Below are 15,612 nucleotides of genomic sequence, written 5' to 3'. Positions count from 1 at the left end.
TCGCCGCCGCCGTGCCATCGTCGCTGCGGCCCTCACGCGCGCAGCCGCTGCGCGCGGCGCCCGCGCCCGACGGGCCGGGCGGCCTGATCTACGGCGCCGCGATCCACAGCCTTCTGCAATATTTGCCGGACCTGACGCCGGCGCGTCGCGAGGCCGCGGCGCTGGCCTACCTCGCCGCCAGCGCAACGCTACCGGCCGTAGCGCAACCAGGCGTGGTCGCGCAGGCGCTGGCCGTGCTCGCGATGCCAGGCCTGGCGCCGCTGCTGGCGGCGGGATCCAAGGCGGAGGTCGCGATCATAGGCCATGCCACGCGTGCCGACGGGTCGGTGCTGGAGGTACGCGGCACGGTCGATCGTCTTGCGGTCGATGGCGATACGGTGCTGGTCGCCGACTACAAGAGCGGGCGGCCCTACAGCGTCGAGGCGACCCCGGCCGCCTACATCGCCCAGATGGCGCTCTATCGGCTGGTCCTCGGCCCGCTCTGGCCGACGAAACGGCTGCGCATGATTCTCGTGTGGACGGCAGGACCGACCATGGTCGAGCTCGATGCGGTCGCGCTCGACCGGGCGGCGGCGCAGGCGCTCGCCACGGCTTGACGCCCCCCTGCCCGGTTCCTACCTTGGTGCAAAGGGCCGGGAACCCCTCGCCCTATCAAAGGTATTGTGATGAGCACCGTAAAAGTCACGGACGCGAGCTTTCAGGCCGACGTTCTCGAGGCCGGCGTCCCCGTCGTGGTCGATTTCTGGGCCGAATGGTGTGGCCCCTGCAAGATGATCGGCCCGTCGCTCGAAGAGATCGCCAGCGAGATGGACGGCAAGGTCCGCATCGCCAAGGTCAATGTCGACGAAAACCCCGGCATCGCCGGCCAGCTCGGCATCCGCAGCATCCCCACGCTGATGCTCTACAAGGACGGCAAGATGACCTCGCAGAAGGTCGGCGCCGCGCCGAAGGGCGAGCTGAAGCGCTGGATTTCGGAAGCGATCTGAACCGTCTCTCGATGATGTCAAAGGCCCCGCACGCGGGGCCTTTTTCTTACGTGTGCATTGGATACGACATGGCGCGGCTGATCAGGGTGATAGCGACCGGCGCGGCCGTGCTGCTCGCCGGCAGCGCGCAGGCCAACGACACGACGGCGGAGTTCGCCATCGGCGGCCTTCGATTTACCGCCGATTCCGATATCGCGATGCGCGCGGAAGACCTGTTCATCTCGACCGAAGCCGTGCGGATCGCCTACACGTTCCGCAACCAATCCAGCGCGGATAAGACGGTCACGATCGCCTTCCCAATGCCGGACATTGTCGGGGCCACCCATGACGAGGAAGTCGGCCTTCCGACGGAGAATGCGGACAATCTCTTCGATTTTCACGTCGCGGCCGATGGTCACGACGTGGCGCTCGCGCTCGACCAGACGGCACTCGCCAACAACATCGATCAGACGGCCCGACTGCGTGAGGCGCATATTCCGCTGATGCCGCTCGCAGCCGCGACGAACGCGGCGCTCGACCGCCTGCCGGCGGCCACACAGGCGGCGTTCGTCAAGCTCGGCCTGGCCTCGGTCGAGGAATATACCGACAAGCCCGACGGCCCGATGGAAAAGCACCTGGCGGCGGCCTGGACCCTGCGCAGCGCCTTCACCTGGCGTCAGACCTTTCCCGCCGGCCGCGACCTTCATCTCGACCAGCATTACAAGCCGAGCGTCGGGGGCTCCGCGCAAACCATTATCGGCACGAAGGGATGGCGCGCGAACGAAGAGACGCCCGCCTATCTCAAGAAATACTGCATCGACCGCGACCTCGTCGCCAGCATCGAACGGGCGATGACCAGGCAGAAACTCGATTACCCGCCGTTCGGCGAGCAGCGCATCGCGTACGTTCTGAAGACGGGCGCGAACTGGGCCGGCCCGATCGGCGATTTCCACCTGACGATCGACAAGGGCGCTGCCGCCAATCTCCTCAGCGTCTGCGCCGACGGCGTGACGAAGACTGGGCCGACGCTCTTCGAGGTGCACCGGACGGATTTCGTGCCGAAGGAGGATTTGTACATCCTGCTGTTCGTCCCGTTGAGTTAGGGCGCCACGACCGCCGGCGTCTCGAGCCTGGCCTTGAGATTCATGGCCTGCAGCTCGCGCAGCAACCCCTCGCGATCATGCGGGTATACGATGCCGGCAATCTCGCCCTTGTCGGTCAGCGCGGTCAAAAACGCGTGCGCTTCCGGTAGGGTCAAGCCGTTGCGTTTGAGGAGACGCGCAAAACTAACCGGAAGCCTGAAATCGCCATCGAGCCGCACGTTGAGCTCAACGGGGGAAGCGGATCGGTCTGGGGGTGGTGCCGGCTCGCTTGCCCGTCGAGCGACGGCTTCCATGAATGACGATCGTGTCGACATTGGCTGCCTCCAAAAGCTTGGCCGCTAGAGCATTCAAGCCTGTGCGCCCCAGGGCACCGGGAAACATGCCCTCAATGTGCGCCTTCAATAAAGCACACGCTCCGAAACAGAAACGGTGCCTAAGAGCTTGACCACGCCCTTGCCTCGAAATGCAAAGGTTGCGATCGTCAGCCAACCGACTGCTTCCTCGATATCGATCGTTATGTCATCGATCAAAGCCATACGGCGCCGCGGTCAATCAACCTCGCGCCGAAGGTAGCATTATTGCGCTACCGCGGTGGCGTCCCGTTCGCCGCCAGCACGGTGCCGGCCAGATAGAGACTGCCCGCGATCAGCACCCGGGGCGGGGCGCTCCAAGCCCGCGCGCGCAGATACGCCAGCGCCTGCTCGACGCTCTGGCACGCCGCCGCCGGCAGCCCGACTTTTTCCGCGCAGGCGGCGACGTCGCGGGGCGGCCGGCCGGCATGTTCGCCCTCGACCGGCACGGCCAGCACCTCCTGGGCGAGGCCCTTGAAAGCACGAAGAAAGGCGCTCGTGTCTTTCGTCGTCAGCGTGCCGCAGATGACGATCAGCGGCCGCGGTGCCTTGTCCTCCAGGTCGGCCATCGCCTGCCCCAGGGCCTTGCCGCCGTCCTCGTTGTGGCCGCCGTCGAGCCAGAGTTCCGCGCCTGCCGGCAATTGCTCCACAAGATTGCCTTTTGCCAACCGCTGCAAGCGCGCCGGCCATTCGGCCTGCAACAGACCCTGCTCGATCGCCTCGCTGCCGAGATCCGGCACGACGCGGCGCAGCGTGGCGATGGCCGCTGCCGCGTTCTGGTGCTGATGCCGGCCGACGAGGCGCGGCAGCGGCAGGTCGAGCAAGCCGTCGCCATCCTCGAAGACGAACCGCCCCTGCTCTTCGCGCGACAAGAAATCCTGTGCCGCGACAAGCGCCGGCGCGCCGATGCGCTGCGCCTCGCGCTCGAGAACCGCCAGCGCCGCCGGGCTTTGGTGCCCGATGATGGCAGGAACGTCGCGCTTAAAAATGCCGGCCTTTTCAAAGGCGATCTTTTCGATCGTGTCGCCCAAAAACTCGACGTGATCCATCGACACCGGCGTCACGACGCTGGCGAGCGGGGTCACGACATTGGTGGCATCAAAACGACCGCCGAGCCCGACTTCGAGCAGGAGATAATCGGCGGGGCGCTCGTGAAACAGCTTGAATGCCGCCGCCGTGGTCATTTCGAAGAAGGTGATGGGGTCGCCGTCGTTGACGCGCTCGCATTCGGCCAGGGTCGCGGCGAGATCCGTTTCGTCGACAAACTGCCCGCCGCCGGGCGCGCCGAGGCGGATGCGCTCGTGAAAGCGCACGAGATGCGGCGAGGTGTAGACATGGACGCTCTTGCCCGCCGCCTCCAGCATCGCCCGCATGAAGGCGATGGTCGAGCCCTTGCCGTTGGTGCCCCCGACATGGATCACCGGCGGCAGCGCATCCTGCGGCCGTCCGAGTTTCTCCAACAGGTGCACCACCCGCCCGAGCGACAGGTCGATTTTTTTCGGATGCAGCGCAGACAGGCGCAGCAGGATCTCGTCCGAACCGCCGCTAGGTTTCAGTTTCACGTCAGGCCGCATCCGCCTGCGCGGATACCGCCGCGTTTTCAAGGTGTTTATGCATGAACAACGAACACAGCCGCGCCAGCGTCGCCTTCATGTCCTTGCGATGGACGACCATGTCGACCATGCCGTGTTCCTGCAGATATTCCGCGCGCTGAAAACCAGCCGGCAGCCGCTCGCGGATGGTCTGCTCGATGACGCGCGCCCCGGCGAAGCCGATGACGGCACCGGGCTCGGCGATGTGGACGTCGCCCAGCATCGCGTAGGAGGCGGTGACGCCACCCGTCGTCGGATTGGTCAGCACGACGATATAGGGCAGTTTCGCCGCGCGCAGGCGCTGCACCAGAAGCGTGGTGCGCGGCATCTGCATCAGCGAGAACATGCCTTCCTGCATCCGCGCGCCGCCCGAGGCGGTGAAGATGATGAACGGCACGTGGCGATCGATCGCGGCGATCATGCCGGTGATGATCGCCTCGCCCGCCGCCATGCCGAGCGAGCCGCCGAGGAAGTCGAAATTCTGGATCGCGACGACCACGTCGACGCCCTCCATCCTGCCAGCAGCCAAACGCACCGCATCGGGATCACCGGTCTTGGTGCGGTATTCCTTGAGCCGGTCCGTATACCGCTTCACGTCGCGAAATTTGAGCGGATCCTGCGGCACGTCCGGAGTGGCGAGGGACTCGTAATGCGCGTCGTCGAACAGGCTGTCGAGGCGCTGCTTGACCGGCATGCGCATGTGGAAGCCGGAGCCCGGCACGACATGCAGATTGTGTTCGAGGTCCTTGTGGAAGACGAGCTCGCCGCTGTCGGGGCATTTCACCCAGAGATTTTCCGGCGTCTCGCGACGCAGGAACGAACGGATCTTCGGCGGAACGACGTTGGAAATCCAATTCATCAGGCCTGCTCCTTCACCCGCGCCGCGCTGCGCACGCCGGCGGCGAGATCGCGCACTAGGTCGGTCACGGCGGTCACCGTCCTGGATGTAGCGCGACCCTCGGCATCGAGCGAGAGCCGCAAGGCCTCGACGATGGCCGAGCCGACAACCACCGCATCCGCCGATTCCGCGATCATCGCGGCGCTCTCGGCGCTGCGCACGCCGAAGCCGACCGCGATCGGCAGGGTCGTCGCGGCTTTGAGCCGCTGGACGGCGGACGCCACCGAACGGTAGTCCGGCGCGGCGGTCCCGGTGATCCCGGCGATCGAGACGTAGTAAATGAAGCCCGACGTGTTTTCGAGCACGGCCGGCAAACGCGCGGCGTCCGTGGTCGGCGTCGCCAGGCGGATGAAGTTCATGCCGGCCTGGCCCGCGGGAATGCACAGCTCGGCATCCTCTTCCGGCGGCAGATCGACGACGATCAGACCGTCGACGCCGGCCTCTTTGGCCTCGCGGATGAAACGCTCGACACCGTGAATGTAGATCGGGTTGTAATAGCCCATCAGCACGATCGGCGTGGTATCGTCGCCGCGGCGGAATTCGGCAACCATCGCCAGCGTCTGGTCGAGCGTCGACCCTGACGCGAGGGCGCGAAGGCCCGCCGCCTGCACGGCAGGGCCATCGGCCATCGGGTCGGTAAAACACATGCCGAGCTCGATGACGTCGGCGCCCGCGGCCGGCAGGGCTTTGAGAATTTCGAGAGCGACGGGACCGTCGGGATCGCCCGCCATTGTGAAGGTGACAAGGCCGGCGCGGCCCTCGTCTTTCAGGGCACGGAAGCGGCGATCGATACGGGTGGGCATGGGAGACTGCGATCTTTCAGGGCTCAGGCCAGGGCTGCAACGCGCCCGACGAGTCCGCCTTCATAAAGGAAGCCGACCGCATGGGCAATTTGACGGCGAGCCGCCCCAAAGTCGCGTCAATCCTTGCTCGACGACGCGACACGGGGCATATTGTAAGCGACAGCTGTCGCGAGAAAGGTGGGCAAGCCGATGAGCGCCGTTTCCGCATCCAAACGCACCGACGCCACACAGGGCGACATGCCGGACATCCAGCAGGTGGCAGCGCTGTTTGGCGGCAAAACCATCCTCAAGTGCGAGGTATGGAGCGCCTTCGAGGCCCACGCCCTGATCCTCGGCGGGCTACCGGCCGCCGCCCTGTCTCATCTCATCGATCATCTGCGCATCGTCGGTTCGACCCCGTCGCTGGAAAAAGCCCTCGGCGTCAGCCTGAGAACGCTGCAGCGACAGAAGGAGTCGCCAGAGAAAAAGCTTTCCAAGGATCAGGGTGGACGCGCCTGGAAATTCGCAGAGATCCTGGCAACCGCGACCGCCGTCTTTGGCTCGCAGGACGAAGCCGAGTTTTGGCTGACGCGGCCTGCGATCGGGTTGGAGCAGCATTGTCCGATCGACCTTCTCGCCACGCCGACCGGCCTCAAGCTCGTCGAAGACTTCCTCGAGCGGCTGCGATTCGGCGTCTACGCGTGATCCCGCTTCCCACCGCGCTGGGCGGCGGCGACGTCTTTGCCTGGCGGCTCGATCAGGCCTTGTTCCGATCGAGCTGGGACAGCGGCGAAGGCGCCTACCAGTTCGGCGGCCGCTGGAACAGCAGAGGCGTCCGCGCCGTCTATTGTTCGCTCGATCCCGCCGCGGCGATCCTGGAAGTCGCGGTCCACAAGACATTCCGCGTTCTCGACACGGTGCCGCATGTTTTGACGGCGCTCAAGATCACCGATCCGGCGACAGTCCACATCATATGGCCGGCTAAAATCCCCAATTCGAATTGGCTGAGACCGGGGATCCCGAGCGCCGGGCAACAGGCCTTCGGCGACGAAGCTTTGGCGTCCCACCCGTTTGTGTTGATCCCCAGCACGGTCTCGACCCATAGCTGGAACCTCGTCTTCGACAGCGCCAGAGCTGCAGGTGCCTATACCCTTGCCTTGCAGGAAGAATTCGCGCTCGACACGCGGCTCCATCCGCCGTCGTCCTAAGCGCGCTTCAGGCGTCGGTCCGCCCCTTCGCATGCTCGCCAAAAAACCGCAGCATTTCCCGGCTCGCGTCGATGCCCTGCGGATCGGTGTAGGAGCCGGACGCGCTGCCGCCGGACCAGGCGTGGCCTGCGCCATGCAGCACCCATTGCTCGAGCACGGGCAAGCCGCGGCGGTCCGTCTGCACCGTCTTGGTGTAACGCGCGCCCCGCGGGCCGGCCCCCTGGGTCACGCTGACCTTCAGCTCGGCCGCGCCCTTGGCCTGAGCGATGACCTGGTCGCCGTTGACCGCGTTGACGGTGCTATCGCGGTCGCCATGAAACACGATCGTCGGCACGCCGGCCTCATGGGCCCGCGCGGCGCCGCCGCTCTGCATCGCGCCGAAGGCGGACATCATGTCCTTGGCCGCGCCACAGGCGAGGCCGGAATGGACGCAGACCGCCGCGTAGAGATCGGGATAGACGGCGGCCATCGTCGCGGCCGCGGCGCCACCGGCGGACAGGCCGGCGATATAGACACGGCGCGCGTCGACAGAAAAATCCTGCATGATCTCGCGGGTGATGCCGGCGATCAGCGACGGCTCGCCGCGGTCGCGGTGCTGTTCCGCGGCATTGAACCAGTTCCAGCAGCGCTGCGCATTGGCCGCCTGGCTCTGCGCGGGATAGGCGACCAGCAGCGTCTGCTCCTCCGCCAGGATATTCATGCGGGTGCCGGCGGCGAAATCATCGGCCGACTGGGTGCAGCCGTGGAGCATGACGACGAGCGGCACGGGCTGACCGTGGTAGCCGCTGGGAACGAAAAGCTTATAGGCGCGACTGCCCGCGGCGTTGGCGAACGTGTGCTGCTCGAACCGCGGGGCCTCGTCGCGCGCTACGGCGCCCTGGGTGTTCAGACCCGGCGCGACCCAGATGCCACCCGCTGCCGGCAAGACCATGTCGAGGATCGGGCCCGCGCCCGCGACGACCGGCTTAAATCCTCCGGTATCATGATCGACGGGCGCCGCCCTGCCCTGAAGCAGCGCGGTTGCCTCCATCAGGCGGCCGGCGCGGGTCAGGCGGGTCACTTCGGCCATGTCGATCGTCGGAATGGCATTCATCGGCAGTCTCATTTCTCTCGATGGGTGCGAGTATGCGGCTCTTGGGTTGCGTGGGGCTTATCGGATGCGGTCGCCGAGCGCCGCCTTGACGGCGGGGCTGGCGTCGAGCGCGCCCAGCACGTGCAGTGCGGCGATGGTGTCGCGGGCGAGTTCTGCCGGGACGTCGTGAGCGATGCTGGCCAGACCCAGCACCTGGATGTGCAAGACCTCGCCGGCCGCCTTCACCGCTTCGAGGTCCTGGCGGCTGTAGCGGCGGATGCCGAGATCGAGCTGATGCCGGGCGATCGTCTGCCTGGTGGTGTCGGCATGGCGGTCCAACTGGTTACGGATCGCCGTTCGGATGAAATCCGTCCGATTGCCGTAAAATCCCTCTTGGACAAGCAGGTCGATCGATCCGAGATCGACGAAGCCGAGATTGATCGTGACCTTTTCACTGTCGCCGAGCTTGGGTTTCGGCTCAAAGTTGAGTTTCACTGCGCCAGCCACTGTCCATCCCTCTACCATCCCTCTGGATGGTATATGGGAACACGACCGTCTATCGGCAAGATGCGATGTTGCGACGCAGCGCGGACCGAGGGCTCAGGCGAAAACCGGAATGGGGGCCTCGACGAGATCGGAAAGGCCTCTGTCGCGGAGCGCGTGCGCCAGCGCGGCGGCCGGTCTCGTTGCGCTGGTGAACAACACGCGGGCCATGCTGCGATCGGGAAAAGGAGCGCGCGGCTCGAACCCACCGTCCGCCAGCACATGATCCACCCGCCGCGCAATCGCGGGGGCCGGGTCGATCCAATCCACGGCCCAGGGCGAAAGCGCCGTGAAACGCGCCAGCAGCAGGGGGTAATGGGTGCAAGCCAAAACGATCGCGTCGGTGCGACGATCGTTCGTCTCGACGAAGCAGGGCGTGATTTCGCGCAGCAAATCGGCATCGGCGACAGGCTCGCCCTTCATCCAGGCCTCCGCCAAGCCTGCCAACACGGCGGAGCCGACCAGCGTCACGGCGCAGTCCGCCGCATAGGTTTCGATCAGTGCTCTCGTGTAATCCCGCACGACGGTGCCGGGCGTCGCCAGCACGCTGATCATCTTGGAGCGCGATTGCGCCGCCGCCGGCTTGATCGCCGGGACGGTGCCGACGAAGGGCATCGCGGGGAAACGCGCGCGCAGGTGCGGTAGGACCAGGGTCGAGGCGGTGTTGCAGGCCACCACCACAGCATCCGGGCGGAACCGCGCGATCAGACGATCCATCACCAGGTTGACGCGCTCGACGAGCGCCGCCTCGCTCCAGGCCCCATAGGGAAAGCCGGCATCATCGGCCGCATAGACCAGTTGCGCATCCGGCCGCGCGCGCAGAATTTCGGCGAAGACGGTGAGGCCGCCCAGGCCGGAATCGAAGACCAGGATGGTGGGATGTCGCGTCATGCTCTCCGCCAGATGGCTGGGGAGCGCTCTATAGCGGCTTCCGGCGATGAGATCGACCTGCATGCCTCCATTCGAGACACGACCAGCTTAAAGGACCGTTGCGGTCAAGCTTCCGCATCGGCCAGGGATCGTTTCGCAAGCGTGAGCATTGTCGGTGCGGCGCCTCGCGTCCGACCCGCACAGAAGAAGGCCCACCGATGGACGCGACGCCCCAGGAAAAGACCATCGAGACCAAGGTCCCGGCGCGACTCGACGCGCTGAAATGGGGACGCTTCCACACCCTCATCATCGTCGCGCTCGGCATCACCTGGATTCTCGACGGCCTGGAGGTGACATTCGCCGGCCTGATCTCCGGGGCGCTGAAGAAGGACCTGCATTTTTCCGATTCCGACGTCGGTCTCGGCTCGAGCTGCTATCTCGCCGGCGCCGTCGTCGGCGCGCTGGTCTTCGGCTGGCTCACCGACCGCCTCGGCCGCCGCGTGCTGTTCTTCGTGACGCTCGGCGTCTACCTCGTCGCGACTGCCGCCACCGCCTTCTCCTGGGACATCTGGAGCTTCTGTCTCTGCCGCTTCTTCACCGGCGCCGGCATCGGCGGCGAATATTCCGCCGTCAACTCGACGATTCAGGAGTTCATTCCGGCCAAATACCGCGGCCAGACGGACCTTGCGATCAATGGCTCGTTCTGGATCGGCGGCGCGATGGGCGCGGCCGCCTCGATCGTGCTGCTGAACGACGCCATCGTGCCGCTGCACTATGGCTGGCGCTCGGTGTTCTTTATCGGTTCGCTGCTCAGCATCGGCATCATCTTTCTGCGCACGCTGATTCCGGAAAGCCCGCGCTGGCTGGTGATCCACGGCCGCGAAGAGCAGGCCGAAAAAGTCATGACCGACATTGAAGGGCATATGAAGGAGCATGGCTCTGAGGTGCCGCCGGCATCCGACCTCAAACCGATGAAGATCCACGCCCGCACGTTCACGCCGCTCGCCGTCGTGTTCTCGACGATCTTCGTAAAAAATCGCCAGCGCGCCGTCGTCGGCCTGCTCCTGATGGTCGCGCAGGCGTTCTTCTACAACGCGATCTTCTTCACCTTCGCGCTCGTGCTGGAGAAATACTACAACGTCGAAATCAAGAACGTCGGACTGTACCTTCTGCCTTTCGCGCTGGGCAACGTGCTGGGGCCGATCCTGCTCGGGCCTCTGTTCGACAAGATCGGGCGCAAGCCGATGATCGCCTTCACCTATGCGATGTCCGGCGTGTTGCTGGCCGTGTCGGGCTGGCTGTTCGCGCATGGCATGCTGACGGCGACGCATCAGATTGTCGCTTGGGCGATCATCTTCTTCTTCGCCTCGTCCGCCGCCGGCGCGGCCTACCTGACCGTCAGCGAGACGTTCCCGGTCGAGATCCGCGCGCTCGCCATCGCGGTGTTCTATGCGCTGGGCACCGGCATCGGCGGCATCGCGGCGCCCTTCACCTTCGGGGCGCTGATCCAGACCGGCAACCGCGACTACCTGTTCGGCGGCTATCTATTTGCCGCCGCGCTGATGATCGTTGCCGCCTTGGTGCAGGCGATCTGGGGTGTCGCCGCGGAGGGCAAGTCGCTGGAGGAGATTTCGGAGCCGCTGTCGGCTGCGGCATGACGAGTGGCGAGACTGTCTCTGCCTCAACGTCATTGGCCGTTTAGGCAATTGCCGCTTGAGCGGGCCGCTCCTAATTCCCCGAGACACGGGCCGCGAACAAGAGCGGCGTCGTGGCCAGGGAGGACATCATGTCAAAGTCGCATGCTCAACCCGTCATCGACATCGTCGCCAACAGCCTAGAAGCCGTCCGCGATGCGGAGCCGGGAAAAAACAAGCATCACAAGTTGACCGTTGTCGTCGACGTCGAGGTCGAAGTCGACTGGAAGGTAAAGCTCGTTGAGGCGCATCCGCAGGGGACCAATCCGCTCGTAAAGCTTCTGCGGTTCGAAGTGGTCCTGCCGACGGGGCCCCACAGCAATGCGATCGCGCAGCGCACGCTTCGCTACAGCGAGGCGCCGCCGAAGGCCGATTATACCGAGGTCACGATCGAAGACGGCAAGCAGTCGATCTCGAAGAAAGTGAGCCTCATCGTTTAAGATCAAGACGCGGATGGCGGATGATCGCTGTCATCGATCATCTTTGCCGCCGCCTCTTTCCGCGGCCCTTCGACCAGCCGCACGAAGGCGCCGCGCAACGTCCGCACGTCCTGCTCGCTCATCGTCAGGCGATGAAAAATGTTGCGGAGGTTGCGGCGCATGACCGGCGCCTTGCCGATCGGCCGGAAATAGCCGGCCTTCTCCAGCTCCCCTTCGAGGTAGGCGAAGAAAGAGATCACCATGTTGCGCGGGGCCAGCGGCGAGCGCTCGACGAGATCGAACGGCGCCGTCGCCCCGCCCGACGCCTTCATCCACTCATAAGACACGAGCAGCACGGCCTGCGCCAGATTGAGCGAGGCATAGGCCGGGTTGACGGGAAAGGTCATCACGGCGTCGGCGAGCGCGATGTCGTCGTTGTCGAGCCCGGTGCGTTCCGGGCCGAACAAAATGCCGTGCTTTGCGCCGCCCAGCACCGCAGCCGCGCTCTCCGGCATCGCGCTGTCGGGGGTTTCCACGCGCTTGTGCTGGCCGCGCTCCCGCGCGGTTGTCGCCCAGACGAACTGCAGGTCGGCCACGGCCTCTTCCACGGTGGCGTAGAGGACGGCCGAATCCAGCAGGTGCAGCGCGCCGGCGGCGGCAGCATCGGCCATCTCCTTGTGAGCGCCCGTGCGCGGCCAGCCCTCGCGCGGGCTGACGAGGCGAAGATCCGAAAGCCCAAAATTGGCCATCGCCCGCGCGCACATGCCGACGTTCACGGCAAGCTGCGGCCGCACCAGGATGATGGCCGGGCCGCCGGCGAGGTTCGGTTTGGTTCGGTTCGTCCCGGCGCCGGTCACGATTTCAGCCTTCCATGCGTTTACGACAACCCAGCCGTTTCGCCCGAGACGCCACCCGAAAGCAAATCTTTGATCCGAATATGCCGAGTGGTATAGGCCGCCGCAGCAACTGCGGCATTCCTCCTGCATGCGTGCGGACGAATCAAAACCTCGAAGGGTCACGCTGATGAACAAGATCAAGGTCGCCAACCCCATCGTGGAGCTCGACGGCGACGAGATGACCCGCATCATCTGGCACTACATCCGCGACAAGCTCATCCATCCCTACCTCGACGTCGATCTCGACTATTACGATCTCTCCGTCGAGAACCGGGACGCCACCAACGATCAGGTCACCTTCGATTCGGCCAACGCGATCAAGCGCCATGGCGTCGGCGTGAAATGCGCCACGATCACCCCGGACGAGCAGCGGGTGGAAGAATTCAAGCTCAAGCACATGTGGCGCTCGCCGAACGGCACGATCCGCAACATCCTGGGCGGCGTCATCTTCCGCGAGCCGATCATCTGCCGCAACGTGCCGCGCCTCGTACCGGGCTGGACCCAGCCGATCGTCATCGGCCGCCACGCCTACGGCGATCAGTATCGCGCCACGATGATCCGCGTCCCGGGCGCCGGGCGCCTGACGATGAAGTTCGAAGGCGTCGACGGCCAGGTCATCGAGAAGGAAGTGTTTCAGTTCGAGAACGCCGGCGTCGCCATGGCGATGTACAACCTCGACGATTCGATCCGCGACTTCGCCCGCGCCTCGCTGAACTACGGCCTGAACCGCAAGTATCCGGTCTATCTTTCGACCAAGAACACCATCCTGAAAAGCTACGACGGCCGCTTCAAGGACATCTTCGAAGAGGTGTACCAGGAAGAGTTCAAGGCGCAGTTTTTGGCGATGGGGATTACCTACGAGCACCGCCTCATCGACGACATGGTGGCCTGCGCGATGAAGTGGTCCGGCGGCTACGTCTGGGCCTGCAAGAACTACGACGGCGACGTGCAGTCCGACACCGTGGCCCAGGGTTTCGGCTCGCTCGGCCTGATGACCTCGGTGCTGATGACCCCGGACGGCCAGACCGTCGAAGCGGAAGCCGCGCACGGCACGGTGACCCGCCACTTCCGCCAGCATCAGGCCGGCAAGCAGACCTCCACCAACTCGATCGCCTCGATCTTCGCCTGGACGCGTGGCCTCGCCCATCGCGCCAAGCTCGACCACAACGAGGCGCTCGGCAAATTCGCCGACACGCTCGAGCGCGTCTGCGTCGACACGGTGGAATCCGGTTTCATGACCAAGGATCTGGCGCTGCTCGTCGGCGCCGACCAGCGCTGGCTCTCCACCACCGGCTTCCTCGACAAGATCGACGAGAACCTGAAGGCCGCGATGGGCCACGAAAGCCTCGCTGCCGCACAGTAGGCTTTTAAAAAAAGTGTGTCCGCGCCGCCATGCCACAGGATTCGCGGACACAGTGCACAATCCAGAGCGTCGCAACCGATTGTATAGACAACGTCCGCTCGGTATAAGAGCGGCGATTTTGAGTTTAGGAGACTCAGGACGTGGTGGCGGAAGTGATTGACGACACCTACCGGCCGTCGGAAGACGAGCCCTTCATGAACGAACGGCAGCGCGACTACTTTCGTCGCAAGCTGATCCAGTGGCGCGAGGATATTCTTCGCGAGAGCAAAGAGACGCTCGTCGCGCTGCAGAACGAAAACGAAAATCATCCCGATGTGGCCGACCGCGCCTCGTCGGAGACGGATCGGGCGATCGAACTGCGCGCCCGCGATCGGCAGCGCAAGCTGATCTCGAAGATCGAAGCCGCGCTGTCGCGGCTCGACGACAATACCTACGGCTACTGCGAAGAGACCGGCGAGCCGATCTCGCTCAAGCGCCTCGACGCCCGGCCGATCGCCACGCTGTCGGTGGAAGCCCAGGAACGCCACGAGCGTCGCGAGCGGGTCTACCGGGACGCGTAACCGTCAGTCCGGGACGCACCGCAGGTGCGGACCCGGAACCGGGGTACGTCAGTGTTGCCGCGCTGTCATCCTGGGGCGCGCGGAGCGCGAGCCCGGGATCCATGAACACCAAGTCGACGCCAAGACCGCTATGATGCAGCCCGTCCTGCCTCCGCGTTTTCATGGATCCCGGGCTCGCACCTTCGGTGCGCCCCAGGATGACATCCCGGTTGACGCTGCGACGCGAACGCCTCAGTCCAGATAATCCAGCCCCATCATGCGATAGCGCTCGGGATCGTCGCCCCAGTTGGCGCGGACCTTGACGAAGAGGAAGAGGTGCACCGTCTGCTCGGTCACCTCCATGAGCTCCTTGCGCGAGGCGCTGCCGATCGACTTGATGGTCTTGCCGCCTTCGCCGATGACGATCTTCTTGTGGCCGTCGCGGGTGACGAAGATCGTCTGCTCGATGCGCACGGAGCCATCGGGCTGCTCCTTCCACAGCTCGGTCTCGACCGTCGACTGGTAGGGCAGCTCGTCGTGCAGCCGTTCGAACAGCTTTTCCCGGGTGATTTCGGACGCCAGCGAACGGATCGGCGCGTCGGTCACCTGGTCCTCGGGATAGAGCCAGGGGCCCGGCGCCATCATGTCGGCGAGCCGCTCGACGACGCGCTTCACGCCATGACCCTTCAGCGCCGAGATCATGAACGTGTCAGTGAACATCCCGCTCTTGTTGAGGCTGGCGGCAAGCGCCAGCAGCGTCTCCGCCTCGACCGTGTCGATCTTGTTGAGGATCAGCACCTTCGGCCCGCGCATGTTGGCGAGGCCGGCGATGATCGCAAGCGTTTCCTCGTCCTCGCCCTTGCGGGCATCGACGAGCAGTGCTGCGACATCGGCATCGCCGGCCCCGCTCCAGGCCTTCGACACCATCGCGCGGTCGAGGCGGCGCTTCGGCGCGAAAATGCCGGGCGTGTCGACGAAGATGATCTGCGCCGAACCGTGCAGCGCGATGCCGCGCACCAGCGCCCTGGTGGTCTGCACCTTGCGCGAGACGATCGACACTTTCGTGCCCACGGCCTTGTTGATCAGCGTCGACTTGCCGGCGTTGGGGGCCCCGATCAACGCGACGAAGCCGCATGTAGTCGGACCGGTCGGCGCCGGCGCCGCGTCGGTCTCGAAGTCGGGGTGCTCGAAGTCCGGGGTGTCGGAGCTATGGTCCTGGGCAGTCATGGTGGTCCTTCGGCTCGCGCGGACGCGATCTTTTCTCGGTCTATGAAGGCGGCGGCGGCCGCCTGTTCGGCGATGCGTTTCGACGGGCCCT

The 15,612-nt window shown here is 65.1% G+C and carries 19 protein-coding genes; 9 read left to right on the top strand and 10 right to left on the bottom strand.

The genetic code is table 11. From position 1 onward, the window contains the following. The 3 genes from GSQ79_RS21570 to GSQ79_RS21560 form a co-directional block, all read left to right on the top strand. Positions 1–596 (top strand): PD-(D/E)XK nuclease family protein (locus tag GSQ79_RS21570; protein ID WP_174243254.1); only part of this gene is annotated, 596 nt, incomplete at its 5' end. Between the two features lie 69 nt (positions 597–665). Then, entirely contained in the window at positions 666–986 is a 321-nt protein-coding gene (trxA, locus tag GSQ79_RS21565; RefSeq protein WP_158810846.1) for a thioredoxin, read from the top strand. Between the two features lie 68 nt (positions 987–1,054). After that, complete coding sequence (locus GSQ79_RS21560; RefSeq protein ID WP_158810845.1) at positions 1,055–2,068, top strand: DUF4424 domain-containing protein; 1,014 nt, start codon at positions 1,055–1,057, stop codon at positions 2,066–2,068. Here the strand turns inward: GSQ79_RS21560 and GSQ79_RS21555 are convergent. From GSQ79_RS21555 to trpA, 5 genes are all read right to left on the bottom strand, one after another. Further along, positions 2,065–2,286, bottom strand: a complete 222-nt coding sequence (locus GSQ79_RS21555; protein ID WP_210253169.1) for a hypothetical protein — start codon at positions 2,284–2,286, stop codon at positions 2,065–2,067. The two genes, GSQ79_RS21560 and GSQ79_RS21555, sit on opposite strands and share 4 nt — an antisense overlap. Before the next feature lie 180 nt (positions 2,287–2,466). Continuing rightward, a complete protein-coding gene (locus GSQ79_RS21550; protein ID WP_158810843.1) occupies positions 2,467–2,604 on the bottom strand; it encodes a hypothetical protein in 138 nt (45 codons plus the stop codon). Positions 2,605–2,651: 47 nt separating this feature from the next. Continuing rightward, positions 2,652–3,980, bottom strand: a complete 1,329-nt coding sequence (locus tag GSQ79_RS21545; RefSeq protein ID WP_246725488.1) for a folylpolyglutamate synthase/dihydrofolate synthase family protein — start codon at positions 3,978–3,980, stop codon at positions 2,652–2,654. Between the two features lies 1 nt (position 3,981). After that, the gene (accD, locus tag GSQ79_RS21540) at positions 3,982–4,869 is read right to left on the bottom strand and encodes an acetyl-CoA carboxylase, carboxyltransferase subunit beta (protein ID WP_158810841.1); all 888 of its coding nucleotides are present in this window, start codon (positions 4,867–4,869) and stop codon (positions 3,982–3,984) included. Continuing rightward, the gene (gene trpA / locus GSQ79_RS21535) at positions 4,869–5,711 is read right to left on the bottom strand and encodes a tryptophan synthase subunit alpha (protein WP_158810840.1); all 843 of its coding nucleotides are present in this window, start codon (positions 5,709–5,711) and stop codon (positions 4,869–4,871) included. The genes accD and trpA overlap by 1 nt, the downstream gene beginning before the upstream one ends. 189 nt (positions 5,712–5,900) lie before the next feature. Here trpA and GSQ79_RS21530 point away from each other — a divergent pair, with 189 nt between their 5' ends. Then, a complete protein-coding gene (locus GSQ79_RS21530) occupies positions 5,901–6,395 on the top strand; it encodes an antitoxin Xre/MbcA/ParS toxin-binding domain-containing protein (RefSeq protein WP_246725487.1) in 495 nt (164 codons plus the stop codon). Then, the gene (locus tag GSQ79_RS21525) at positions 6,392–6,898 is read left to right on the top strand and encodes an RES family NAD+ phosphorylase (protein WP_158810839.1); all 507 of its coding nucleotides are present in this window, start codon (positions 6,392–6,394) and stop codon (positions 6,896–6,898) included. The genes GSQ79_RS21530 and GSQ79_RS21525 overlap by 4 nt, the downstream gene beginning before the upstream one ends. Positions 6,899–6,905: 7 nt before the next feature. Here GSQ79_RS21525 and GSQ79_RS21520 read toward each other — a convergent pair whose 3' ends face one another. The 3 genes from GSQ79_RS21520 to murI all read right to left on the bottom strand — a co-directional run bounded on the left by GSQ79_RS21520 (position 6,906) and on the right by murI (position 9,467). Next, entirely contained in the window at positions 6,906–7,991 is a 1,086-nt protein-coding gene (locus GSQ79_RS21520) for a PHB depolymerase family esterase (RefSeq protein WP_158810838.1), read from the bottom strand. A gap of 57 nt (positions 7,992–8,048) precedes the next feature. Next, positions 8,049–8,495 (bottom strand): CopG family transcriptional regulator, encoded by a 447-nt coding sequence (locus GSQ79_RS21515; protein ID WP_158810837.1) that lies wholly within the window; start codon positions 8,493–8,495, stop codon positions 8,049–8,051. 75 nt (positions 8,496–8,570) lie between these two features. Continuing rightward, positions 8,571–9,467, bottom strand: a complete 897-nt coding sequence (gene murI / locus GSQ79_RS21510) for a glutamate racemase (RefSeq protein ID WP_158810836.1) — start codon at positions 9,465–9,467, stop codon at positions 8,571–8,573. Positions 9,468–9,601: 134 nt separating this feature from the next. Between murI and GSQ79_RS21505 the strand changes: the two genes are divergently transcribed. Both GSQ79_RS21505 and GSQ79_RS21500 read left to right on the top strand, forming a co-directional pair. Continuing rightward, complete coding sequence (locus GSQ79_RS21505) at positions 9,602–11,041, top strand: MFS transporter (protein ID WP_158810835.1); 1,440 nt, start codon at positions 9,602–9,604, stop codon at positions 11,039–11,041. Positions 11,042–11,169: 128 nt separating this feature from the next. Then, positions 11,170–11,517, top strand: a complete 348-nt coding sequence (locus GSQ79_RS21500; RefSeq protein WP_158810834.1) for a hypothetical protein — start codon at positions 11,170–11,172, stop codon at positions 11,515–11,517. A 2-nt stretch (positions 11,518–11,519) separates the two neighbouring features. Here the strand turns inward: GSQ79_RS21500 and GSQ79_RS21495 are convergent, their stop codons facing one another. Continuing rightward, the gene (locus GSQ79_RS21495; RefSeq protein ID WP_158810833.1) at positions 11,520–12,353 is read right to left on the bottom strand and encodes an RNA methyltransferase; all 834 of its coding nucleotides are present in this window, start codon (positions 12,351–12,353) and stop codon (positions 11,520–11,522) included. Between the two features lie 166 nt (positions 12,354–12,519). Here GSQ79_RS21495 and GSQ79_RS21490 point away from each other — a divergent pair, with 166 nt between their 5' ends. After that, a complete protein-coding gene (locus GSQ79_RS21490) occupies positions 12,520–13,755 on the top strand; it encodes an NADP-dependent isocitrate dehydrogenase (RefSeq protein WP_158810832.1) in 1,236 nt (411 codons plus the stop codon). A 143-nt stretch (positions 13,756–13,898) separates the two neighbouring features. Next, positions 13,899–14,315, top strand: a complete 417-nt coding sequence (gene dksA, locus GSQ79_RS21485; RefSeq protein WP_158810831.1) for an RNA polymerase-binding protein DksA — start codon at positions 13,899–13,901, stop codon at positions 14,313–14,315. Between the two features lie 231 nt (positions 14,316–14,546). Here dksA and era read toward each other — a convergent pair whose 3' ends face one another. Continuing rightward, positions 14,547–15,521 (bottom strand): GTPase Era, encoded by a 975-nt coding sequence (era, locus tag GSQ79_RS21480; protein WP_158810830.1) that lies wholly within the window; start codon positions 15,519–15,521, stop codon positions 14,547–14,549. Between the last annotated feature and the right edge of the window lie 91 nt (positions 15,522–15,612).

The sequence above is a fragment of the Beijerinckia sp. L45 genome (genome assembly GCF_009765775.1).
Classification (GTDB): Bacteria; Pseudomonadota; Alphaproteobacteria; order Rhizobiales; family Beijerinckiaceae; genus RH-AL1.
Note: the sequence above shows the minus strand (reverse complement) of the source record. Positions and strands in the feature narration are given on the sequence as shown.

Excerpts from the sequence above, each read along its gene's own strand:
- trxA (WP_158810846.1), top strand. The coding sequence starts at position 666 with ATGAGCACCGTAAAAGTCACGGACGCGAGCTTTCAGGCCGACGTTCTC.
- GSQ79_RS21560 (WP_158810845.1), top strand. The coding sequence starts at position 1,055 with ATGGCGCGGCTGATCAGGGTGATAGCGACCGGCGCGGCCGTGCTGCTC.
- GSQ79_RS21550 (WP_158810843.1), bottom strand. The coding sequence starts at position 2,604 with ATGGCTTTGATCGATGACATAACGATCGATATCGAGGAAGCAGTCGGT.
- accD (WP_158810841.1), bottom strand. The coding sequence starts at position 4,869 with ATGAATTGGATTTCCAACGTCGTTCCGCCGAAGATCCGTTCGTTCCTG.
- trpA (WP_158810840.1), bottom strand. The coding sequence starts at position 5,711 with ATGCCCACCCGTATCGATCGCCGCTTCCGTGCCCTGAAAGACGAGGGC.
- GSQ79_RS21530 (WP_246725487.1), top strand. The coding sequence starts at position 5,901 with ATGAGCGCCGTTTCCGCATCCAAACGCACCGACGCCACACAGGGCGAC.
- GSQ79_RS21520 (WP_158810838.1), bottom strand. The coding sequence starts at position 7,991 with ATGAATGCCATTCCGACGATCGACATGGCCGAAGTGACCCGCCTGACC.
- GSQ79_RS21515 (WP_158810837.1), bottom strand. The coding sequence starts at position 8,495 with ATGGTAGAGGGATGGACAGTGGCTGGCGCAGTGAAACTCAACTTTGAG.
- murI (WP_158810836.1), bottom strand. The coding sequence starts at position 9,467 with ATGCAGGTCGATCTCATCGCCGGAAGCCGCTATAGAGCGCTCCCCAGC.
- GSQ79_RS21505 (WP_158810835.1), top strand. The coding sequence starts at position 9,602 with ATGGACGCGACGCCCCAGGAAAAGACCATCGAGACCAAGGTCCCGGCG.
- GSQ79_RS21500 (WP_158810834.1), top strand. The coding sequence starts at position 11,170 with ATGTCAAAGTCGCATGCTCAACCCGTCATCGACATCGTCGCCAACAGC.
- GSQ79_RS21490 (WP_158810832.1), top strand. The coding sequence starts at position 12,520 with ATGAACAAGATCAAGGTCGCCAACCCCATCGTGGAGCTCGACGGCGAC.
- era (WP_158810830.1), bottom strand. The coding sequence starts at position 15,521 with ATGACTGCCCAGGACCATAGCTCCGACACCCCGGACTTCGAGCACCCC.